Genomic DNA, 19,608 nt, shown 5'->3' on the forward strand with positions numbered 1-19,608 from the left:
CCCCCCCCCCCCCCCCCCCCCCCCCCCCCCCCCCCCCCCCCCCCCCCCCCCCCCCCCCCCCCCCCCCCCCCCCCCCCCCCCCCCCCCCCCCCCCCCCCCCCCCCCCCCCCCCCCCCCCCCCCCCCACTGCTCTCCCCGGGCCGGCCCGTGACCCCGGCCGCCACCGGACGCAGGAGGAAGCCCGTGACCGAGCGATCGCGCCGCGGCCCCGGTGCGCGCACCTGGGCGGACGGCGGAGCCGCAGCTGCGGCTGATCACCCGCCGCGGCGAGTTCGCTCCCGCGGCCCGGTAGCTACGAGGACGACGTCGTCGCCTACGCGACCCTCGTGGCCACCCGCCCGGCCTGACCGGCGGCCCGAACCGCGGTGCGCCCTGCGCCTCACTCACGCGAAACGGGTGGCCGACCAAGTGGCCGGCCACCCGTTTGGCAGTTCTCTGCTGGATCAGCGGCGGCGGCTGAAGCGGTCGAACAGCCGCTTGAGCAGGTTGGCCTTGACGAGTCCGGACACGAGTCCCATGGCTGATCTCCTCGATCTCTCGACGGCAGACGCCCTCGGCTCCTACCCCGTTCGCCCAGTGGTCATGTGGGCTCCCCGGACCGTCCGGTCGACGGCGGGTGCCCGCCGGGCCGGACCGGGCCGGTCGGTTCCGCGGCGCCGTGCCTCCCCGTCCTAGACTGGCTGCACGACGGACGAGTCGGCTGGGCGGTCGCGTCGGCGGGGGAGACCCCGTCGCCGAGGAACGTCCGGGCTCCACAGGGCAGGGTGGTCGTTAACAGCGACCCGGGGTGACCCGCGGGACAGTGCCACAGAGAACAGACCGCCAGCGGTTCGCCGCTGGTAAGGGTGAAACGGCGGTGTAAGAGACCACCGCACACCGGGTGACCGGTGTGGCTCGGTAAACCCCACCCGGAGCAAGGTCAAGAAGGGACGACGGTTCGCCGTCGTCCTGCGCAGGCGTTCGAGGGCGGCCCGCCCGATGCCTGCGGGTAGACCGCTGGAGCCTGCCGGCAACGGCAGGCCTAGATGGATGACCGCCCATCGGGAGGCCGTGAGGCACCCGTGGACAGAACCCGGCGTACAGGCCGACTCGTCCGTCGCCTCACGCCGCCGCGTCGGCCACCGGCTGCCGCAGGATCGTCCTGAGCCTGGCGGGGTCCGTGCGCCGGGGGTCGCTGAGGTAGATCTCGTGGTGCCTGCCGGTCATCCGCAGCCCGCGGGACGGGATGACGTCGTGGTGCATGGCGTGCAGGACCGGGCCCTCGGCGTCGTAGGGCCCCACGTGCAGGGTCTGCACGCACAGCCCCTCCCCGAGCCGCTCGAGGCGCACCCGGTCCGGTGCCGGCGCCCGGCCGCGGGCAGCCGCCGTGCGCGCACGCTCGACGTCGTCGGCACCCAGCCAGTCGGGGACCAGGAGCAGCAGGGTCCAGTCCCACCGGCTCTTGTCCCGTGCCGTGGTGAAGGTGGACATGTCCTCCGCCCACCACAGCGCCTCCAGCGGCGGCACGGTGTAGTCGCGGCCCAGGTCCTGCTTGCTGGCGAACTTCAGCTGGTAGGCCACCGGATAGATGGAGGTGACCGCCTCCTGGTAGGCCGGCGAGCTGTTCGGATCGCCGTGCCCGTCGATCATCAGGTACTGCAGCGGCGGCACGTCGACGACGGCGAACTCGCCATGGGGGGCGGTGTAGGCGTCGATCCGCTTCTTCAGGTCGACCTTCATCGTGGCTGCTCCCGCCCCATCGACTCGTCCGGCGTCGTCAGGTCAGGCGCAGGCGTAGCACGCGGTACCCCACCCCGGCCAGGACGACCGCACAGCCGGCGGCGACGACCGTGGCGGGCAGGGTGACGACGAGGATCACGCAGCCGAGGGCGCCGACGACCTGCAGGAGCCGGGGCCAGCGGCGTCGCTCCGCCGACTGGGTGAAGGCGGCGACGTTGGCGACCAGGTAGTAGAGCAGCACGCCGAACGAGGAGAAGCCGATCGCCTCGCGAAGGTCGACGGTGAGCACGAGCGCGCTGACCACGAGCGCGAGGACGACCTCCGCCCGGTGCGGCACCCGGTAGCGGGGGTGCACCGCCGCCAGCGCCGACGGCAGGTCCGCCTCGCGGGCCATGGCCAGGGTGGTCCGGCCGATCCCGGCGATCAGCGCCAGCAGGGCACCCAGCGCTGCCGCGGCGGCACCGACGCGGATCACCGGTCCGGCCCAGGCGTACCCGGCGCCGGCGGCGGTAGCCAGCGGGTCCGCCGTCCCGGCGATGCCCACCGGTCCGAGTGCGGTCAGCAGCGTTCCCGCGACGACGGCGTAGACGACGACCGCGAGGCCCAGGGCCAAGGGGATCGCCCGGGGAATGGTCCGCTCCGGGTCGCGCACCTCCTCGCCCATCGTGGCGATCCGCGCGTAACCGGCGAAGGCGAAGAACAGCAGCCCCGCCGACTGGAGCACTCCGTACCAGCCCTGCTCGCCGTCCCAGGAGGTCAGCCCGGATGCGTCGGGCTCCCCACCGAGCAGCGCCGCCGCCACTCCGATGCCGAGCGCCAGCACCACCACGACGAGCAGGACCCGGGTGAGCCCGGCCGTCCGCGTGATCCCGTGGTAGTTCACGGCGGCCAGCGCCAGGACGGCTGCCACCGCAAGGGGCCGCTGCCAGGCGGCGGGCACGGTGTAGGCGGCGAAAGTGAGCGCCATCGCGGCGCAGCTGGCCGTCTTCCCCACGACGAAGCACCAGCCGGCGAGGAAGCCCCACCACTCGCCCAGCCGCTCGCGGCCGTAGACGTAGGTGCCGCCCGAGGCGGGGTACTGGGCGGCCAGTTGCGCCGAGGAGGTCGCGTTGCAGTACGCGACCAGAGCGGCCAGCGCGAGGCCCACCAGGAGCCCGGAGCCGGCCGCCTCTGCGGCCGGCGTGAACGCCGCGAACACACCGGCGCCGAGCATCGAGCCGAGACCGATGACGACGGCGTCGGCTGTCCCCAGCCGTCGGTTCAGGCCCGGTTGCGTGTCCATGGTCTCCCGTCCGAGCGCGCCTCCCGGCGTGCCCCCGCGCCGCACCGTACGAGACAGGGTGCACGTGGGGGATGACCCGCGGGTGAACGGTCGGGGTTGCGGTCCCTGAGCTGCTCCGGGGAGCCGGGTGGACCGAGGCTCCGGCGGGACGGGCGGCAGCGGCGGGGTGGCCGGGGCGACCGGCGATGTCCTGCCGAACCGGCGGTCGTCCCCGTGCGAGGGTGGCGCCGTGATCGGCACGTGTCCGGCTGGCGCCCGGTGACCGCAGTCGTGGTCGCAGTGGCGGTGGGAGCCGGCCTGCTCGTCGGCGCCGTGGTCAACCGGGCCGCGGCGGCCTTCCCGTGGGACGGCGCCGGAACGCGGGCCACGACGGCCGTGCGGCGACCGGCCCTCGAACTCGCGACGGCTGCGGTGTTCGCGCTCGTCGCCCTCCGCTTCGGCGCGGCCTGGGAGCTGCCCGCGTTCCTCGCCGGTGCAGGCGCGGGCGTGCTCCTGGCGGTGATCGACGTGCACCACCGGCTGCTGCCCGACAGGGTGGTGGTGCCCGCGCTCCTGACCGGCGGGCTGCTCCTCACCGGGGCGGCGGTCGCGGACGGGCGCTGGGACGACCTGCTGCGGGCCGGTCTCGGCGCGGGCGTGCTCTTCGGCGTGTTCCTGGTCCTGGCGCTGATCTCCCCGAGCGCTCTGGGCATGGGCGACGTCAAGCTCGCGGCCCTGCTCGGGCTGTACCTGGGCTGGCTCGGCTGGGACGCCGTGCTGCTGGGCGCGGCGGCGGGGTTCGTCGTCCAGGCGGTGCTGGCCCTCCTGCTCCTGGCCACGCGCCGCGTCGGCTTGCGCGGGGAACTGCCCTTCGGACCCGCGATGCTCCTCGGCGCGGCGGTCGCGGTCGGCTGGAGCGGCACGATCCTGGGCTGACCCTTTCCGCTCACTGAGCGTGAGATGCGAACCCGGGGGTCACCCGTCGGACGGGCCGGTGTCCCTGGACCGGGCGAAAGTGGCTCAAGTCACGCCCCGGGGCGTTCGACAACCCCTCCCAGCAGCCGCAGGGCCGGATCACCCGATCCGTGCCGGACGGCCGACACCTCAGGGAGCGCCTCATGATCAACGCCTACGCCGCCATCGCCAGCCTCGTCGCCTTCGCCCAGGACCGCCTCAAGCAGGACGAGAAGGGCGCCACCGCCGTCGAGTACGGCCTCATGGTCGGCCTGATCGCCGTCGTGATCATCTTCACCGTGTCTGCGCTCGGCGGGCAGCTCAACGGGCTGTTCGAGTCGGTGAGCGACGCGCTCCCCGGTGGCGAGGCCCCCGCGGCGGAGTGACCTCCACCTGCACCTGACGCGGCTGTGACGGCGCAGCGGCCCCTTTCCCGGGGCCGCTGCGCCGCGGCACGAGGAGAGGCGGTGAGCACGGGATGGACGGACGTCTGCGCGACGAGCGCGGTGCCAGCGCGGTGGAGTTCGCCCTCATCGTTCCGCTGCTGCTCGTGCTCGTGATCGGCATCGTCGAGTTCGGCCACGCCTTCCAGGTGCAGGGCACCCTCTCGGCGGCCGCCCGTGAGGGCGTGCGGGCCATGGCCCTGCGCAACGACCCGGTGGACGCACGAGCCGTCGCCCGCAACGCCGCCTCCTCGCTGAACCCGGCGATCACCGACGACCAGATCCACATCGAGATCGTCGACGGCACGGGAGACACCTGCCCCACCACCGGCGCCGGCGACACCGCCGTCCGCCTCACCATCACCTATCCCAAGCCGTATCTCACCGGCTTCTTCGGCTCGGACATCGAGCTCACCGGAACGGGGGTCATGCGATGCAACGGCTGACCGCCCGCATCTCCCGCCGGCTCGACGACGAGCGCGGCGCCACCGCGGTCGTCTTCGCGCTCCTGCTCGTGCCGATGCTCGGCTTCGCCGCCATCGCCGTCGACGTCGGCGCCCTGTACGCGGAGCGGGCCCGACTCCAGGTGGCCGCCGACGCGGCGGCCATCGCCGTGGCCCAGGACTGCTCCCGCGGCAACTGCGGCGACATGCTGGCGACGGCGCAGGAGCTGATCACCCACAACGACCCCGAGGGCACGGCCGGCATGCCCGTCCTCAGCAGCGACCCGCTCAGCGTCACCGTCACCGGCGGCGCCCCCAAGGAGCACTGGTTCGCGCCGGTCATCGGGCACGACTCCAGCCAGGTCTCGGCCACCGCGACCGTGGGCTGGGGCGCCCCCAGCGGGGGGACGGCGGTGCTGCCGCTGACCTTCTCGTGGTGCTCGTTCAAGGCGCAGACCGGCGGCGGACTGCCGTCGACCGAGACGCCCCAGACGATCATGTTCAGCAAGTCCGACGGCGTCGGCGGATGCACCGGCCCGTCCGGGAACTTCGTGCCCGGCGGGTTCGGCTGGGTCGTGCCCGATGCGGGCCGGTGCCACGCCACCTCCGCGATCGGCGAGCGGCTCGTCTCCGACACGGGCGTCTCGCTGCCCGCCGGCTGCAGCGAGGCCGACCTCACCGGGTGGCTGGGCCGGACGGTCCTGCTGCCGCTGTTCGACGAGTACGGGGCCGGCGGGAGCAACGGCTGGTACCGGGTCTACGGCTACGCCGCCTTCACGCTGACCGGCTACGCGGTCAACGGCTCCATCAAGAGCGGCAACAAGGTGTGCGGTCCCGGCACCAACTCCAGCGACCGCTGCGTGACCGGCTACTACACCCGCTTCGTCGAGCTGTCCGACGCCTGGGACTACAGCCCGGACGCGCCCCAGCTCGGCGCTTCGATCCTCCGACTGATCCGATAGGGGCGCCCACTCGTGAGACGTCGATTCCTGGCCGCCGTGGCGGCCCTCCTCCTCGTCGTCGCCGGCACCGTCGTCCTCCTGGGCTACGTGCGCGGCGCCGAGAACCGCGCGTTCGCCGGTGTGCGCACCGTCGAGGTGCTGGTGGCCGACGCCCTCATCCCCGCCGGGACCCCGGGCACGGCCCTGTCCGAGCTGGTGCGCCGCGAGGTGCTCCCGGCCAAGGCGGCGCTGCCCGGCCGCGTCACCGATCTCGCCGCGCTGGCCGACGGCGTGGCCAGCGTCGACCTGCAGCCGGGCGAGCAGCTGCTGGCCAGCCGCTTCCCGCGTCCCGACGAGCTGCCGGCACCCGGCACGGTGCCGGTACCGGAGGGCCTCCAGGAGGTCAGCATCCTGCTGGAACCCCAGCGCGCCGTCGGCGGCCGGCTGGCCGCCGGGGACGAGGTCGGCGTGCTGATCTCCCGGTCGGATCTGACGGCGACGCACGCGGTCCTGCACTTCGTCCTGGTCACCCAGATCCAGGGCGCCCCGGCAGCCGCCGTCGAGGCGGGGACGGAGACGGCATCGGCCGCCAGCACCCCCGCACCGGCCGGCAGCCTCATGATCACCCTCGCGGTCACCGCGGCCCAGGCCGAGGCCGTCGTCTGGGGGGCCGAGCACGGCTCCGTGTGGCTCTCGCTCGAACCCGAGGGCGCCGGCACCGGCGGCACGCAGGTGCTGACCCCGGACAACATCTACGGAAAGGCCTACTCATGAGCCGCGTCGTACTGGCCGGAGCGGCCGAGGACCTGATCCTGCGGGTGAAGCTGGCCACGGACGGCGACGTGCACGTCCTGCCGCCGGGGCGGCTGCCCAGCGATCCCGCCCGCCTGTTCGAGCAGTTGGTCGACGACGAGCTGCCCGACGTGCTGCTGGTCGGCCCGCACGTCCCGGCGCAGGAGGTCCTCGGCCTGGCGAGCCGGCTCGACGTCCAGTCGCCGGGGATCACCGTCGTGCTGATGGCCGACCCGTCGCCGGACATGTGGCAGGCGGCCATGCGCGCCGGCATCCGTGACCTGCTGCCGCCGGAGGCCGGCGTCGAGGAGATCGCGGCGGCCGTGGAGCGGGCGGGACGCGCCGCCGCCGGGCGACGGCGGGTGCTGCGGCCGGCCAGCGAGACCGACCGCTACGCCGGCCGGGTCATCACCATCGCCTCGCCCAAGGGCGGGGTCGGCAAGACGACGGTGTCGACCAACCTGGCGATCGGGCTGACCGCCGCGGCTCCGCAGTCGACGGTGCTGGTCGACCTCGACGTGCAGTTCGGCGACGTGGCGTCGGCCCTGGGTCTGGTGCCCGAGTACACGCTCCCCGACGCCGTCCACGGCCCGGCGAGCGAGGACACGATGGTCCTCAAGACCTTCCTCACCCAGCACCCCAGCGGCCTGTACGCCGTCTGCGGCGCGGAGTCGCCTGCCGCCGGGGACACGGTCAGCGGAGACGACGTCACCCGGCTCCTGGCCTCCCTGGCCCGCGAGTTCCGGTACGTCGTCGTCGACACCGCCCCCGGCCTGTCGGACCAGACGCTGGCTGCGCTGGACCGCGCCTCCGACGTCGTCATGCTCACGAGCATGGACGTGCCCGGCGTCCGTGGGCTGCGCAAGGAGCTCGACGTGCTGCGGGAGCTGGCCATGATCCCGGCGGGGCGGCACGTCGTCATGAACTTCGCCGACCCCAAGGGCGGGCTGACGGTGCGCGACGTGGAGACGACGATCGGCACCGGTGTGGACGTCGTCCTGCCGCGGTCGAAGACCGTGCCGGCCTCGACCAACCAGGGCGTCCCCATCCTGGCCAGTGGTGGCCGCCGCGACCCGATGGTGCGCGAGCTGCGCCGGCTGGTGTCCCGCTTCGCGGCGACTCCGCTGATGAAGACCGGTCGCTACCGGGCCAAGCACCGGGCTGCGTCGTGAACCTCGCCCAGCGGCTGGAGGCCGCGCGGGGAGGGCCCGGGACGGCCTCCGCCGCGGACCACCCGGTGGCGGCAGCATCACCGGTGGCCGCGGCGCCCGCGGTGGCCCCCGGCCGCGCCCTGCCCAAGCCCCGTGCTGTCGTGGCACCGGCGTCCGGGCCGCCGACCGATGCGCTGGCCCGGCTCAAGGACCGGGTCGGCAAGGCGCTGTTCGAGCGCATGGGCAGCCGGATGAACGACCCCTCGATGGCCGAGGACGCCCTGCGTGCGGTGGTGCTCAGCGAGCTCGACGAGGTGGTCGAGGAGGAGAACGTCCCGCTCAGCAGCGAGGAGCGTCAGCGGCTGACCGCCGAACTGGCCGACGACGTGCTCGGGTACGGACCCCTGCAGCGGCTGCTGGACGACGACGCGGTCAGCGAAATCATGGTCAACGGGCCGGACGCCATCTACGTGGAGCGCAGCGGCCGGCTGGAGCGCACCGCCACGCGGTTCACCTCCGAGGAGCACCTCCGGCGGGTCATCGACCGCATCGTCTCCCGGGTGGGACGACGGATCGACGAGTCCTCCCCGCTGGTCGACGCCCGGCTCGCGGACGGCTCCCGCGTGAACGCGATCATCCCGCCCCTGGCCTTCAGCGGCTCCACGCTCACCATCCGCAAGTTCTCCAAGGACCCGTTCACCGTCGAGGACCTGATCAACTTCGGGACCCTCTCGCCGGAGATGGCCGAGCTCCTGAACGCCTGTGTCGAGGCGCGGCTGAACGTGATCGTCTCCGGCGGTACCGGTACCGGGAAGACGACGCTGCTCAACGTGCTCTCCTCGTTCATCCCCGAGGGCGAGCGGATCGTCACCATCGAGGACGCGGTGGAGCTTCAGCTCCAGCAGGACCACGTCGTCCGGCTCGAGTCCCGGCCGCCCAACATCGAGGGCAAGGGCGCCATCAGCATCCGCGACCTGGTCCGCAACTCCCTCCGCATGCGGCCCGACCGCATCGTGGTGGGCGAGTGCCGCGGCGGGGAGTCGCTGGACATGCTCCAGGCGATGAACACCGGCCACGACGGCTCGCTGTCCACCGTCCACGCCAACACCCCTCGCGACGCGATCGCGCGGTTGGAGACCCTGGTGCTCATGGCCGGCATGGACCTGCCGCTGCGCGCCATCCGCGAGCAGATCGCCTCGGCCGTCGACGTCGTCGTCCAGATCACCCGGCTGCGCGACGGCACCCGCCGCGTCACCCACGTGACCGAGGTCCAGGGCATGGAGGGCGAGACGGTGACCCTGCAGGACGCCTTCCTCTTCGACTACGCCGCCGGCGTGGACGCGCACGGCAGGTTCCTCGGCAAGCCCGTGCCCACCGGGGTCCGCCCCCGGTTCACCGACAAGTTCGACGACCTCGGCATCAGGGTCTCGCCGCGTGTCTTCGGTGCTGTCGTGCCGGCCGCGGCCACGAGGTGGTGACCGTGTCCACGGTCCTCCTCGCCCTCGGCACGGGCGCGTTCGCGGCGGCGGCACTGATCGTGACCCTCGTCGTCCTCCCGGCCGGCCCGTCGCGGGTGCCGCTGAGCCGGCTCGACCCGTCGATGGCGCCCCCCACGTCGGCGCTGGCCGGTGCGGGTGCCGCCGCCGGAGCGGCCGTGGAGAAGGCGCTTCTCAAGCGGGGCCGGCTGGCCGCCGGCGCGGCGGCGCTGGATCGCGCCGGCATGTCGACGACGCTGCCGAACTTCGTCCTCGCCGTCGGGCTCACCACGGTCCTCGGCATGGTGATCGGCGCCCTGCTCGGTGGCCCGCTGCTGGCGCTGCTCGCCCTGGCGCTCGTCCCGTTCGGCGCCAAGCTGCTGCTCGGCTTCCGCGCGGGCAGGCGGCAGGCCGCCTTCGCCGACCAGCTCGACGACTCGCTCCAGCTGATGGCGAGCAGCCTGCGTGCGGGGCACAGCCTGCTGCGGGCGGTCGACTCGGTGTCGCACGAGGCCGAGTCGCCGACGTCGGAGGAGTTCTCCCGGATCGTCAACGAGACCCGCGTGGGCCGCGACCTCAACGACGCCCTGGACGAGGTCGCCGCGCGGATGGGCAGCGACGACTTCACCTGGGTCGCGCAGGCGATCGCCATCCACCGCGAGGTCGGCGGCAACCTCGCCGAGGTCCTCGACGCGGTCGGCACCACCATCCGCGAGCGCAACGCCATCCGCCGCCAGGTGAAGGCGCTGTCGGCCGAGGGCAAGCTCTCGGCGACCGTCCTGATGGCGCTGCCCTTCGGCGTGACCGGATTCCTCTCGGTCACCAACCCGGAGTACCTGGCGAAGTTCACCGAGAGCGTCGTCGGCTACGGGATGCTGGCGGCGGCGGCCGTGATGCTCCTCGTCGGGGCCCTGTGGCTCAAGAAGACCGTGGCGATCACGTTCTGATGACCACCGTTCCCGTTCCCGTGCTCCTCGCCGCGGTCGCCGTCTGCGCTGCGCTGCCGGTGCTGGGCTGGTCGCTGTTCTCCGGCGCGGGCGCCGCGAGCGTCCAGGCCCGCGAGAACCTCGTGCGCGGCATCGTGGCGCCCGGCCCGACCGGTTCGGTGGTCCGGACCGGTCCTGGCCCGCTGTCCCGACTCGTCCGGGGGCTGACCCCGCGCGGGACGGTCACCCGGCTGGACCGCCTGGCCGGCCGGGCAGGCCGGCCGGCGGCGTGGCCGGTGCCCAAGCTGGTGGCGGCCAAGCTCGTCCTGGGCCTGGTGGCGGCGGCTGTCGGGTTGTTCGTCGCGGCGTCCTCCCCGGGTCCGCTGACCGGCGGCGTCGCGATCCTCGGAACCGTCGTCTGCTACTTCCTCCCCGAGTTGCTGCTGTACAGCCGCGGGCAGGAGCGGCAGGAGGCGATCGCCCTCGAACTGGCCGACACGCTCGACCAGATGACGATCGCCGTGGAGGCGGGACTCGGTTTCGAGTCAGCCATGGCGCGGGCCGGCGACAACGGCAAGGGCCCGCTCGCCGAGGAGCTGGTCCGCACCCTGCAGGACATCGCCGTCGGCCAGCCGCGGCGGGACGCCTATCTGGCGCTCGCGGAGCGAACTGGGGTGGCCGACCTGCGCCGGTTCATCCGGGCCGTCGTGCAGGCCGACCAGTACGGCGTCTCCATCGCCGACGTGCTGCGCACCCAGGCGGCCGAGATGCGGCTCAAGCGGCGTCAGCGCGCCGAGGAGAAGGCGATGCAGATCCCCGTGAAGGTGATCTTCCCGCTCATCCTGTGCATCCTGCCGACGCTCTTCATCGTGCTGCTCGGCCCGGCTGTCATGGACATCGCCGAGGCCTTCAGCGGCTGACCACGGGACGTCGGCCGACGGCTCGGGACGACACCACCAGGTGCCGTCCCGAGCCGTCGCGGACGTCAGCCGGTGGAGCGGGGCTGGGCGGGGTTGGTCGGGTCGCCCTGGGACGGCGGGTTCATGGCGGGCCCGGTGGTCGCCTCGGACACCTTGGACCCCCCGGCCGCGTGCTGCGGATCGTCGGCGGCGGGCGCGGCCGGGTCGCCACCGGAGGGCTGCGCGCCCTCCTTCAGCGACGCCAGCCGGTTCTTCATGGTCTGCACCACCTGGATGCGGTTCGCGTGCCCCTGTTCGTAGTCGAGCAACGTCTGGAGGCCCTCGGCGTCCAAGGTCCGGATCCGCGAGGTCAGGGCTCCCGCCGGCAGCTGGTCGTAGTCGGGAATCGGCAACTGGTCGTGCTCGGTCATGCCAGGCGCCTACCCCCGGCCCCTGCCATCGACACCGGGTGTGAGGTCCGGGTCGGTGGGTAGGCGGCGAACACGACGACGTCGCGGTCCGCACAGCGGCCGCCACGTCTCCGAGATCTACCGAGGAGTTGCCTCCCCACCATGAACGTGTCCTTCCTGGAGCCGGTCTTCGCCGCCCCCGGTCCGTACGCCACCGTCTGCGCCGACGTCACCCACACCACCGAGAACGCCGACGCCGAGCTCGAGCTGCGCGTCCGGGCCCTCGCCGAGCAACTCACCGAACAGGGCGCTCCCGAAGCCGTCGTCGAGGCGGTGCGCGGACGGCTGCTCGAGGGCAACGACGGCGGCGAGGCAGGCACGCTCCGTGGACGGGCCGTCGTCGCCGCCGCCGACGGGTCGGTCGTCCTCGACGAGGTTCTGGCCGACGCCCCGGCGCAGGAGTTCGCCTCCTGGTCGCCGCACCCCGACGTCCTGCCGCTGCTGCGCCAGCTCGCCGCGCGGATCCCGCACATCGTCGTGATCGCCGATCGCGTCGGCGCCGACATCATCACCGTCAGCGACTCCGGTCAGCCGGCGGAGGTTGACCAGGTGGAGGGCGACGACTTCCACATGCGCAAGGTGAAGGTCGGCGGCTGGGCGCACAACACCTACATGCACACCGCCGAGAACCAGTGGGAGGAGAACCTCGGGCGGGTGGCCGACGCGGTCGACGCGCTGATCCGCCGCCAGCCCGTGCGCTTCGTCCTCGTCGCCGGCGACGTGCGGGCCCGCCAGATCTTCTCCGACAAGGCGGCCGCCGCGTGGGCGGATCTCGTGGTCTCCATCGAGGAGGGCGGACGCGCGGCGGGCGCCGACCGCGAACCCGTGACCCGGCGGACCGCCGAGCTCGTCGCCGAGCACGAGGCCCGGGACATCGCGCGGGCGGTCGAGCAGATCCAGGCCGCCGGCGCCCACGGACTCGCGGTCACCGGTACGCCGGCCGTCGTGGAGGCGCTGCGCAAGGGCCAGGTCGAGACCCTGCTGCTCGCCGATCCGTTCGACGCCGACGCCACGCTGCTGGTGGGCAACGGCCCCCTGGAGCTGGGCGTCGACCAGCACGACATGGACGCACTCGGGGTGCACGGCCAGGTGGTCCCGGCCACCAGTGCCCTCGTCGCCGCGGCCGTGGCCTCCGCCGCCGGTCTGGTCGTCGTGCCGCAGGCCGCGCTCCCGGAGCAGTCGGTCGCCGCCGTCCTCCGCTACACCGACGACTCGACGTCGTCGAACCAGTGACCCCGCACCATCCGCAGAAGGAGATCCCGTGACCGACCCGCACCAGGCCGCCACCTCGCCCGGCACCGACGAGGGTGACATCGAGCGCCGCGCGGCGCTCGCCGAGTCCCTGGGCAAGGAGGTGTGGCCGGCCGACCGCGACCAGCTCATCGCCAAGGCCCAGGAGGGCACCCCGCCCGACCGCGTGCTCGCCGACCTGCGCCGGCTCCCCGCCGGCGAGCAGTTCGAGAACATCCAGGACGTCGCCCGCGCCCTGGGCATCGGCACCGAGCAGCAGCGGTTCTGACGTGACCACGCAGAAGGAGCCGAGCCCCGAGGCCCTGGCCAACGTGACGGAGGCCAACATCGGGAGCCGGGCCGAACTCCTGCCCGAGGAGTCCGACCTGCGGGGCAGCGGCATGGAGCAGGTGGCCGCCGAGATCATCCTCGCCGAGTCGGAGGAGCGGACGGTCAACACCGATCCCGACGACGCCCAGGGCGGCCACCGGCAGTCGGCCGAGACCGCCGACCAGCCCTGACGGCACGAGAGCAGGCGCCGGCATTCTTCGCCGGCTTCGAGGAGTCGCGGGTCGACGTCGGCGACGGCGTCGACCTGCGGGTCCGGGTGGGCGGTGGCGGCCCACCGGTGGTGCTGCTGCACGGGCATCCGCGCACGCACACGACCTGGCACCGGGTGGCGCCCCTGCTCGTCGCCGCCGGGCACACCGTCGTCTGCCCCGACCTGCGCGGCTACGGCCGGAGCGCCACGCCGCCGTCCACACCGGACCACGCCCCGTACTCGAAGCGGGCCCTGGCCGGCGACGTCGTCGCGCTGATGCGGGCGCTCGGCCACCAGCGGTTCGCCGTCGTCGGCCACGACCGCGGCAGCTACGTCGCCCTGCGGACGGCGTTGGACCACCCGGAGGCCGTCACGCACCTGGCCGCGCTCGACTGCATCCCGATCGTCGAGCACCTGGAACGCGCCGACGCCCGCTTCGCCACCGCCTGGTGGCACTGGTTCTTCTTCGCCCAGCCCGGGAAGCCCGAACGGGCCATCTCCGCCGATCCCGAGGCCTGGTACGGCTCCTCGGCCCCCGGGCGGGCGGAGGCCATGGGGGAGGAGAACCACGCCGACCACCTCGCCGCCATCCGCGACCCGGCCACCGTGCACGCCATGCTCGAGGACTACCGCGCCGGGCTCGGCGTCGACCGGGCGGCCGACGAGGCGGACCGCGCGGCCGGTCGCCGGGTCGGCTGCCCGACGCTGGTGCTGTGGTCCGCCCGGGACGACCTGGAGGAGCTGGTCGGCGACCCGCTGCGGATCTGGGCGGACTGGACGACCGACCTGCGCGGCGGCGGGCCCCTCGACAGCGGGCACCACATGGCCGAGGAGGCCCCGCAGGAGCTGGCGGCCGCGCTGATCCCGTTCCTGGCGGGCTGAGCACGATCGGGTGAGCGTCGATGTGATCATGGCCGGCCGCCCGGGTAGGGCGAGGAGCGACACCCGAGGAGGAGAGGTCATGCCGAAGACCACGAAGAAGGGCGACGCCAAGAAGTCGGAGCTGCCCAGCACGCTGCAGCGGTCGCCGAAGAAGGCCCAGCGCACCTTCGCCAAGGCGCACGACTCCGCCGTCGACGAGTACGGCGACGAGCGGCGCGCCAACCAGGTCGCGTGGGCCGCGGTGAAGCACTCCTTCGAGAAGGTGGGCGACCACTGGGAGCGCAAGGAGAAGGGCAAGAAGGGCCCCTCGGACGCGCAGGCCAAGGGTGGCCGGGACACGAACCGGGAGACCAAGGGCGGGGTGGACGCCAACGCGTCCAAGTCCCACCTCTACGACCTGGCCAAGAAGCTGGACATCTCGGGCCGGTCGACGATGAAGAAGAAGCAGCTGGTCGACGCGATCCAGAAGGCCAGCACCAAGAAGACCGCGGACGCCCGCACCAAGAAGTCGAAGAAGTAGCCGAACCCGGCCGGCCGCTGCGGCGGTCAGCCGGCCGGGATGAGGACGAGCTCGGTCTGCCGGCGGTCGAGGTACTCGACACCGGCCGTGGTCAGCGCGATGCCCTGCTCCAGGCCCATGCGGACGCACTGCCCGCCCCATTCGGGCACCGGACGGCGGACGGCCAGTTCCAGGGCGTAGACGGTGTCGGTGTGCACCGCGTACTCCCCGGCGCCGGGGAGGTCGCCCTGGTCGTCCCAGTGGCCGATGGCCGGCCCCGCGCCGTGGCCGTGCGCGCCCACCGGGTGGGAGTAGACGTCGGCGTCGATGCCCTCGGCGGCCGCGGCGGACCGCGCGGCCGCCAGCACCTCGTTGCCCGTCCGGCCGGGCAGCAGTTCCGTGGTGGTGAGGTCCTGCATCCGGTTGCCCGCGTCGAGCAGTTCGCCGAGGCCGTCGGGGGCTGCGCGTTCACCCGGGCGCAGCACGTAGGCGTTGCGCTGGGTGTCGGTGTGCAACCCGAGGCTGGTCAGCCCGATGTCGCAGTGCACCAGGTCGCCCGGCTGGACGACGGCGTCGTAGGCGACCGCGGGCAGCAGCGCCCCGCTCTGCTCGACCAGCGGGACGCCGGCCCGCTGCAGGGTCACCGACGGCTGGAACCAGGGCTCGACACCCAGGTCGTGCAACCGCTGGCGCAGCCACCAGGCGAGGTCGATCGCCGTCGTGCTCCCGGGGACGACGGCGGTGGTGAAGGCTTCCGCGATCACGTCGTGGGCGAGCCGGTTGAGCGCGTGCAGGGCGGCGATCTCCTCCGGCAGCCGGGTCTCCAGCCAGCCGACCACCAGCCGTTCGGCCGGCACCAGGCGATCGGCGTGGTGGCCCAGGGCCTCGACCAGCTGCCCGTGCTCGGTGTGCGACAGGCCGTCGGCGAGCGCGAAGTCGGCCGACACGTCGACGCCGATCCGAGCCGGCCGTGCCTGGTCGACGAAGCGCCGCACCTCGTCCCACTCGGTCGCGGCACCGGCCGCCTCCTCGGCCGCAGCAGGCACGAACTGGCCGACGGGGTAGCGCGAGACCGCGACCGGGGTGACGCCGTCGTCGCTGCGGTGCAGCAGCAGCACGGTGCGCCGCCGGGCCGACAGCCAGGCCGCCGGCAGCAGGGTGGCCAGCACCGGGTCCTCGTTGTACTCCCGCCCGGCCACGATCCACAGGTCGATGCCGGCGCCGTCCATGAGGTCGGGGAGCAGGTCCAGCAGCCGCTGGGTCAGCCACCGGTCGCGGACGGCGGCCTGCTCGCGCAGCGGCAGGGGCACCGTCCGCGTCGGGTCGGGCTGGGCGGGGGACACGCCCTCAGCGAATCAGAGATCCGCCGAACCCACCGCTCGGGAGGTCCCCGGCCGTGCGACCGGGCCGGCCGCGTGCCCGCGCTGCCAGGTCGCCGCCTCCGCGAGGGTTGCGCGAGACCTCGGCCGGTCCGCGAGGGCGACGCGGTCGCGGCCGCTGCGCTTCGCGACGTACATGGCGGCATCGGCGCGGTCGACCAGCCGCCAGAGCGCCGCGACCGGGTCCTCGCCCTCCACCGGCCGCGCGACGGCGATCCCGACCGAGGCGGTCACCGCGTGGCCGTCCTCGCTGCGGGCACCGGCGACCGCCAGGCGGAGCCGTTCGGCGAGCCGGCGTCCCTCCGCGACGACGCCCACCGAGCCGAGGACCACGAGTTCCTCCCCGCCGGTCCGGGCCAGCAGGTCCGCCGGGCGGACGGCGCCGGACAGCGACCGGGCCACCGCGCGCAGGACCGAGTCGCCGACCGCGTGCCCGAACTCGTCGTTGAGCCGCTTGAAGTGGTCCAGGTCCAGCACCATGGCGCTGAGCTGGGCGCCGTCGCGTCGGGCCTGGCGCCACAGCCGGGGCGCCTGCTCGACCAGGTACCGGCGGTTGTACAGGCCGGTCAGCTCGTCCTGGTGGCTGATGGTCTCGGTGGCCACGAGCAGCCGCTGCACCCGGCGCCGGAGCAGGAACACCCCCATCGCGGCGGCGTTCAGGGTGCCGGCGCTCACCCCGGCCTGGACGACGAGACCCACGGCGCTGTCGTAGCTGGGCCACAGGGCAGCCAGGCAGATCCCGGTCGTCGCCACCATGTGCACGCACAGCGGCCGCAACGGGAGGAACCAGGCGCCGGCGAGTGCGGGGAACAGCAGCATGAGCGGTGTCGCGTAGCGCAGCGGGTCCTGGATGCAGAGCACGACGACCAGGTAGATGACGTCGCCCAGGAGCACCAGCCCGAAGGTGTAGGCCGGCCCGACCCGGCCGCGGTACGCCAGGTGCCCGGACAGTGCGAACAGCAGCAGCATGGTGGACGCGTAGGCCCACCGGCCGGCACCGTCGCGCAGGACCCCGTCGACGAGGAGGTTCAGCGACCCCATCAGCGCGCCGATCAGCAGGAGCGCCGCCAGGCAGAGCGCGGCCACCCGGGAGTCCAGCCCGGCGGGTCGACGCTGCTCGCTCTCCTCCTCAGCGGCACGGACGTGGGCAGCGGGCAGGAGCGGGCCGATCACTGCAGCAGGATGCCGTACCGCTCCGCATTTCGGGGATCTCCCTGCGTCATGTCCGGTCGGCCGGACCCTGCCCTCGGTGGAAGAGTGGGGGAACGACCAGCTGGAGGAGGCACGCATGGCCGAAGGGCCCTGGTTCTACTGCCTGAAGCACCGCGCCGTCGAGGACCGGGACGGCTGCGCCGAGCGGCACCGGCTCGGCCCGTACGCCACGCGCGAGGAGGCCGAGCGCGCGCTCGCCTCGGTCGCCGAGCGGGAGGAGCAGATCGAGGAGGAGAACCGGAAGTGGGAGGGCGACTGACGGTCGCACCCCGGCCCCCTGGATGATCGGTGCGGGTGCTGGGCCGTCCGGCGCCGCGGAAGGGGCTGACGTGACCGAAGGTCGTGCGGTGGAGGAACTGGTCGTCGGGATTCTCGGGGGCACCGGGCCGCAGGGCCGGGGGCTCGGCGTCCGCCTGGCCGCCGCGGGTCAGCGGATCCTGCTGGGCTCGCGCGATGCCGAACGCGCCGCCGAGGTGGCCGCAGAGATCGCCACCCGTGCGGCGACCGCCGCGGCCGGCGTCGAGGTCTCCGTGCAGGGCGGCTCCAACGCCGACGTGGCCGGTGCCGCCGACCTGGTGATCATCGCCGTTCCGTTCGCCGGCCACGCCGCGACCGTGGCCGAGCTCGCCGCGCCGCTGGCCGGCAAGATCGTCGTCGACTGCGTCGTCCCCATGGGGTTCGACGAGCTCGGCGCCTACGTGCTCGACGTCGAGGAGGGCAGCGTGGCGCAGCAGGCGGCCGCGCTGCTGCCCGACTCGCACGTGGTCGGGGCGTTCCACCACCTCTCGGCCCGGCTGCTCGAGGACCTGTCCAAGCCGACGATCGACGGCGACGTGATGGTCGTCGGGGACGACCGCACCTCCATGGACACCGTGCAGGCGCTCGCCGGCCGGTTGCCGGGGATGCGCGGCATCTACGCCGGGCGGCTGCGCAACGCCCGCCAGGTCGAGGCGCTGACGGTCAACCTGGTGTCGGTGAACCGCCGCTACAAGGTGCACGCCGGCATCCGGGTCACCGACGTCTGATCCGGCCGCGGCGATGACGGCCGACGAGCTGCGGGCGGTGCAGCTCGGCCGCCCGGGCTGGGGCAGGAAGGGCTACTCCACCGTGGAGGTGGAAGCCTTCCTGAGGCGTGCGGTCGAGGCCCTGACCGCGCTCGCCCTGCGGCGTGCTCCGCAGCTGACCGCGGACGAGGTGCGCGATGTCCGGTTCCGCACGGAGCCGTTCGGCCGCGGCCGGGGTTACGACGAGGACCAGGTCGACGCCCTGCTCGACCGGCTCGAGCACACCCTCCGCGCGGCGACGGCCTGACGCGCCGGTCGTCCGGGTCGCGTGGGACCGCAGCGGTCAGCAGCCGTCCGGCCGGCACCAGCCCAGGGACGTGGCGACGATGGCCGCCCCCACGATGGCCACGGAGGCGATGCCGGTGACCCAGTACAGGGCGACGGTGTGCCGCTCGGCCCAGTTGATGGCGTACGGGTGGCTCGCCCGGAGCCGGGCCCGGGTCACGATGCCGTCGAGCTCGGTGACCGGGGTGCCGGTCGCGTAGGCGAGCGACCGCAGCTGGGCGGAGTCCCAGTGCAGACCGTCCAGCCGCAGCAGCGCCCGCCCGTCCGCGTCCAGGAAGGACAGCAGCGTCGTGTCCGGAGCGCGCAGGCGCCGGTAGCAGGGGACGACCAGCACCGAGGCGATCGCGTCGTGCGGCACCCGGCGCACCACGCCGAGGAGGTTGCGCTTGAGCAGTGCGCCGTCCGCGGTGCGCACGTGGGCGAGCCGGAAGAAGAGCAGCAGCAGGACGCCGGCGACGGCCAGCGTGCCGCCGATGCTGACGACGTGGACCACCCAGGAGGTCCGGCCCTCGGACACGTTGCGCGCGGTGATCCCGATGGAGAAGGGCGCGTTGACCAGCACCGCCCACAGGTAGGCCCGCCCCGACGGCCGCAGCAGCGGGATGTCCGCCTCGCGGCCGGCCACGTCCTCGGTGGTCACGTCCGCGACGCTAGGAGGCGGAGTCGCGCGCCCGCGTACGCCCGCCGCCAGGACTACTCGAAGGAGTGGACGGACTCGCCGCTCGGTGCGGGGACGAGTGGTGCGCGGTACTCGACCTCATGCTCACCGGCGCGCTGCTCGCGGTCCGGTGGCCCCGGCTCGTCCTGCTCCACGCGCCGGTGGCGCTGGCGATCCTCGCCGTCAACCTGGCCGGCGCCGACTGCCCCCTCACCGATCTCGAGCTGGCGCTGCGGGAACGTGCCGGGCGGAGCCCTACGAGGGCGGCTTCCTCGGGCACTACGTCTTCGCACCGCTCGGGCTCGACGTCCGCGCCGCCGAGACGCAGCTGGGGGTGTACGGGACGGCGATCGGGTTGAACGCCATCGGCTACGGGCTGAGCGG

Annotated in this window: 24 protein-coding genes and 1 other RNA gene; 19 read left to right on the forward strand and 6 right to left on the reverse strand. The window is 73.8% G+C overall.

All coding sequences use genetic code 11. The features are described 5' to 3' along the window. Nucleotides 1-692: 692 nt before the first annotated feature. An RNA gene (gene rnpB / locus ACI793_RS12315) (RNase P RNA component class A) lies at nucleotides 693-1,096 on the forward strand. A gap of 5 nt (nucleotides 1,097-1,101) precedes the next feature. Here the strand turns inward: rnpB and ACI793_RS12320 are convergent. Together ACI793_RS12320 and ACI793_RS12325 are read right to left on the reverse strand one after the other, a co-directional pair. Further along, complete coding sequence (locus tag ACI793_RS12320; RefSeq protein WP_456606658.1) at nucleotides 1,102-1,719, reverse strand: GyrI-like domain-containing protein; 618 nt, start codon at nucleotides 1,717-1,719, stop codon at nucleotides 1,102-1,104. A gap of 37 nt (nucleotides 1,720-1,756) precedes the next feature. After that, nucleotides 1,757-3,001, reverse strand: coding sequence for an APC family permease (locus ACI793_RS12325; RefSeq protein WP_456606659.1), 1,245 nt, complete (start codon nucleotides 2,999-3,001; stop codon nucleotides 1,757-1,759). Nucleotides 3,002-3,259: 258 nt separating this feature from the next. Here ACI793_RS12325 and ACI793_RS12330 point away from each other — a divergent pair, with 258 nt between their 5' ends. The 9 genes from ACI793_RS12330 (at nucleotide 3,260) to ACI793_RS12370 (ending at nucleotide 11,025) form a co-directional block, all read left to right on the forward strand. Beyond that, nucleotides 3,260-3,916 carry a prepilin peptidase gene (locus ACI793_RS12330; RefSeq protein ID WP_456606660.1) on the forward strand — a complete coding sequence of 219 codons (657 nt, stop codon included), beginning with the start codon at nucleotides 3,260-3,262 and terminating at the stop codon, nucleotides 3,914-3,916. Between the two features lie 182 nt (nucleotides 3,917-4,098). Then, a complete protein-coding gene (locus ACI793_RS12335; RefSeq protein WP_456606661.1) occupies nucleotides 4,099-4,320 on the forward strand; it encodes a Flp family type IVb pilin in 222 nt (73 codons plus the stop codon). Between the two features lie 92 nt (nucleotides 4,321-4,412). After that, nucleotides 4,413-4,823: a TadE/TadG family type IV pilus assembly protein gene (locus ACI793_RS12340; protein ID WP_456606662.1), complete on the forward strand. Its 411-nt coding sequence runs from the start codon at nucleotides 4,413-4,415 to the stop codon at nucleotides 4,821-4,823. Further along, on the forward strand, nucleotides 4,811-5,782 hold the full coding sequence (locus tag ACI793_RS12345) for a TadE/TadG family type IV pilus assembly protein (RefSeq protein WP_456606663.1): 972 nt from the start codon (nucleotides 4,811-4,813) through the stop codon (nucleotides 5,780-5,782). The genes ACI793_RS12340 and ACI793_RS12345 overlap by 13 nt, the downstream gene beginning before the upstream one ends. A gap of 12 nt (nucleotides 5,783-5,794) precedes the next feature. Continuing rightward, a complete protein-coding gene (gene cpaB, locus ACI793_RS12350; protein WP_456606664.1) occupies nucleotides 5,795-6,535 on the forward strand; it encodes a Flp pilus assembly protein CpaB in 741 nt (246 codons plus the stop codon). Then, on the forward strand, nucleotides 6,532-7,725 hold the full coding sequence (locus ACI793_RS12355) for an AAA family ATPase (protein ID WP_456606665.1): 1,194 nt from the start codon (nucleotides 6,532-6,534) through the stop codon (nucleotides 7,723-7,725). The genes cpaB and ACI793_RS12355 overlap by 4 nt, the downstream gene beginning before the upstream one ends. After that, nucleotides 7,722-9,182: a CpaF family protein gene (locus ACI793_RS12360; RefSeq protein WP_456606666.1), complete on the forward strand. Its 1,461-nt coding sequence runs from the start codon at nucleotides 7,722-7,724 to the stop codon at nucleotides 9,180-9,182. The genes ACI793_RS12355 and ACI793_RS12360 overlap by 4 nt, the downstream gene beginning before the upstream one ends. Nucleotides 9,183-9,184: 2 nt before the next feature. After that, nucleotides 9,185-10,126, forward strand: a complete 942-nt coding sequence (locus ACI793_RS12365) for a type II secretion system F family protein (RefSeq protein ID WP_456606667.1) — start codon at nucleotides 9,185-9,187, stop codon at nucleotides 10,124-10,126. Beyond that, a complete protein-coding gene (locus tag ACI793_RS12370) occupies nucleotides 10,126-11,025 on the forward strand; it encodes a type II secretion system F family protein (RefSeq protein ID WP_456606668.1) in 900 nt (299 codons plus the stop codon). The genes ACI793_RS12365 and ACI793_RS12370 overlap by 1 nt, the downstream gene beginning before the upstream one ends. Nucleotides 11,026-11,090: 65 nt before the next feature. Here ACI793_RS12370 and ACI793_RS12375 read toward each other — a convergent pair whose 3' ends face one another. After that, nucleotides 11,091-11,435, reverse strand: a complete 345-nt coding sequence (locus ACI793_RS12375) for a hypothetical protein (protein ID WP_456606669.1) — start codon at nucleotides 11,433-11,435, stop codon at nucleotides 11,091-11,093. 141 nt (nucleotides 11,436-11,576) lie between these two features. Between ACI793_RS12375 and ACI793_RS12380 the strand changes: the two genes are divergently transcribed. The 5 genes from ACI793_RS12380 (at nucleotide 11,577) to ACI793_RS12400 (ending at nucleotide 14,647) form a co-directional block, all read left to right on the forward strand. Next, on the forward strand, nucleotides 11,577-12,707 hold the full coding sequence (locus ACI793_RS12380) for a baeRF2 domain-containing protein (RefSeq protein WP_456606670.1): 1,131 nt from the start codon (nucleotides 11,577-11,579) through the stop codon (nucleotides 12,705-12,707). Nucleotides 12,708-12,735: 28 nt separating this feature from the next. Further along, nucleotides 12,736-12,993 carry a DUF2795 domain-containing protein gene (locus tag ACI793_RS12385; protein ID WP_456606671.1) on the forward strand — a complete coding sequence of 86 codons (258 nt, stop codon included), beginning with the start codon at nucleotides 12,736-12,738 and terminating at the stop codon, nucleotides 12,991-12,993. 1 nt (nucleotide 12,994) lies between these two features. Continuing rightward, nucleotides 12,995-13,225, forward strand: coding sequence for a hypothetical protein (locus ACI793_RS12390; RefSeq protein WP_456606672.1), 231 nt, complete (start codon nucleotides 12,995-12,997; stop codon nucleotides 13,223-13,225). Nucleotides 13,226-13,332: 107 nt separating this feature from the next. Then, complete coding sequence (locus tag ACI793_RS12395; protein WP_456606673.1) at nucleotides 13,333-14,127, forward strand: alpha/beta fold hydrolase; 795 nt, start codon at nucleotides 13,333-13,335, stop codon at nucleotides 14,125-14,127. 79 nt (nucleotides 14,128-14,206) lie between these two features. Beyond that, the gene (locus tag ACI793_RS12400; protein ID WP_456606674.1) at nucleotides 14,207-14,647 is read left to right on the forward strand and encodes a ChaB family protein; all 441 of its coding nucleotides are present in this window, start codon (nucleotides 14,207-14,209) and stop codon (nucleotides 14,645-14,647) included. Nucleotides 14,648-14,673: 26 nt separating this feature from the next. Here the strand turns inward: ACI793_RS12400 and ACI793_RS12405 are convergent, their stop codons facing one another. Together ACI793_RS12405 and ACI793_RS12410 are read right to left on the reverse strand one after the other, a co-directional pair. Continuing rightward, nucleotides 14,674-15,969 (reverse strand): M24 family metallopeptidase, encoded by a 1,296-nt coding sequence (locus ACI793_RS12405; protein ID WP_456606675.1) that lies wholly within the window; start codon nucleotides 15,967-15,969, stop codon nucleotides 14,674-14,676. 12 nt (nucleotides 15,970-15,981) lie between these two features. Beyond that, nucleotides 15,982-17,178 (reverse strand): diguanylate cyclase, encoded by a 1,197-nt coding sequence (locus tag ACI793_RS12410; protein WP_456606676.1) that lies wholly within the window; start codon nucleotides 17,176-17,178, stop codon nucleotides 15,982-15,984. A 115-nt stretch (nucleotides 17,179-17,293) separates the two neighbouring features. Between ACI793_RS12410 and ACI793_RS12415 the strand changes: the two genes are divergently transcribed. From ACI793_RS12415 to ACI793_RS12425, 3 genes are all read left to right on the forward strand, one after another. Further along, nucleotides 17,294-17,476 (forward strand): hypothetical protein, encoded by a 183-nt coding sequence (locus ACI793_RS12415; RefSeq protein ID WP_456606677.1) that lies wholly within the window; start codon nucleotides 17,294-17,296, stop codon nucleotides 17,474-17,476. 70 nt (nucleotides 17,477-17,546) lie between these two features. Then, nucleotides 17,547-18,242 (forward strand): NADPH-dependent F420 reductase, encoded by a 696-nt coding sequence (gene npdG, locus ACI793_RS12420; protein ID WP_456606678.1) that lies wholly within the window; start codon nucleotides 17,547-17,549, stop codon nucleotides 18,240-18,242. Nucleotides 18,243-18,255: 13 nt separating this feature from the next. Beyond that, nucleotides 18,256-18,528 carry a DivIVA domain-containing protein gene (locus ACI793_RS12425; protein WP_456606679.1) on the forward strand — a complete coding sequence of 91 codons (273 nt, stop codon included), beginning with the start codon at nucleotides 18,256-18,258 and terminating at the stop codon, nucleotides 18,526-18,528. Nucleotides 18,529-18,564: 36 nt separating this feature from the next. On the opposite strand, the gene ACI793_RS12430 is transcribed toward ACI793_RS12425, so the two are convergent. Then, complete coding sequence (locus ACI793_RS12430) at nucleotides 18,565-19,206, reverse strand: hypothetical protein (protein WP_456606680.1); 642 nt, start codon at nucleotides 19,204-19,206, stop codon at nucleotides 18,565-18,567. Between the two features lie 119 nt (nucleotides 19,207-19,325). Between ACI793_RS12430 and ACI793_RS12435 the strand changes: the two genes are divergently transcribed. Beyond that, nucleotides 19,326-19,583 carry a DUF2784 domain-containing protein gene (locus ACI793_RS12435; RefSeq protein ID WP_456606810.1) on the forward strand — a complete coding sequence of 86 codons (258 nt, stop codon included), beginning with the start codon at nucleotides 19,326-19,328 and terminating at the stop codon, nucleotides 19,581-19,583. The last annotated feature ends 25 nt before the right edge of the window (nucleotides 19,584-19,608 follow it).

It is taken from the genome of Blastococcus sp. SYSU DS0617 (genome assembly GCF_054051075.1).

Excerpts from the sequence above, each read along its gene's own strand:
- ACI793_RS12320 (WP_456606658.1), bottom strand. The coding sequence starts at position 1,719 with ATGAAGGTCGACCTGAAGAAGCGGATCGACGCCTACACCGCCCCCCAT.
- ACI793_RS12325 (WP_456606659.1), bottom strand. The coding sequence starts at position 3,001 with ATGGACACGCAACCGGGCCTGAACCGACGGCTGGGGACAGCCGACGCC.
- ACI793_RS12335 (WP_456606661.1), top strand. The coding sequence starts at position 4,099 with ATGATCAACGCCTACGCCGCCATCGCCAGCCTCGTCGCCTTCGCCCAG.
- ACI793_RS12340 (WP_456606662.1), top strand. The coding sequence starts at position 4,413 with ATGGACGGACGTCTGCGCGACGAGCGCGGTGCCAGCGCGGTGGAGTTC.
- ACI793_RS12345 (WP_456606663.1), top strand. The coding sequence starts at position 4,811 with ATGCAACGGCTGACCGCCCGCATCTCCCGCCGGCTCGACGACGAGCGC.
- ACI793_RS12355 (WP_456606665.1), top strand. The coding sequence starts at position 6,532 with ATGAGCCGCGTCGTACTGGCCGGAGCGGCCGAGGACCTGATCCTGCGG.
- ACI793_RS12370 (WP_456606668.1), top strand. The coding sequence starts at position 10,126 with ATGACCACCGTTCCCGTTCCCGTGCTCCTCGCCGCGGTCGCCGTCTGC.
- ACI793_RS12375 (WP_456606669.1), bottom strand. The coding sequence starts at position 11,435 with ATGACCGAGCACGACCAGTTGCCGATTCCCGACTACGACCAGCTGCCG.
- ACI793_RS12380 (WP_456606670.1), top strand. The coding sequence starts at position 11,577 with ATGAACGTGTCCTTCCTGGAGCCGGTCTTCGCCGCCCCCGGTCCGTAC.
- ACI793_RS12400 (WP_456606674.1), top strand. The coding sequence starts at position 14,207 with ATGCCGAAGACCACGAAGAAGGGCGACGCCAAGAAGTCGGAGCTGCCC.
- ACI793_RS12415 (WP_456606677.1), top strand. The coding sequence starts at position 17,294 with ATGGCCGAAGGGCCCTGGTTCTACTGCCTGAAGCACCGCGCCGTCGAG.
- ACI793_RS12425 (WP_456606679.1), top strand. The coding sequence starts at position 18,256 with ATGACGGCCGACGAGCTGCGGGCGGTGCAGCTCGGCCGCCCGGGCTGG.
- ACI793_RS12435 (WP_456606810.1), top strand. The coding sequence starts at position 19,326 with ATGCTCACCGGCGCGCTGCTCGCGGTCCGGTGGCCCCGGCTCGTCCTG.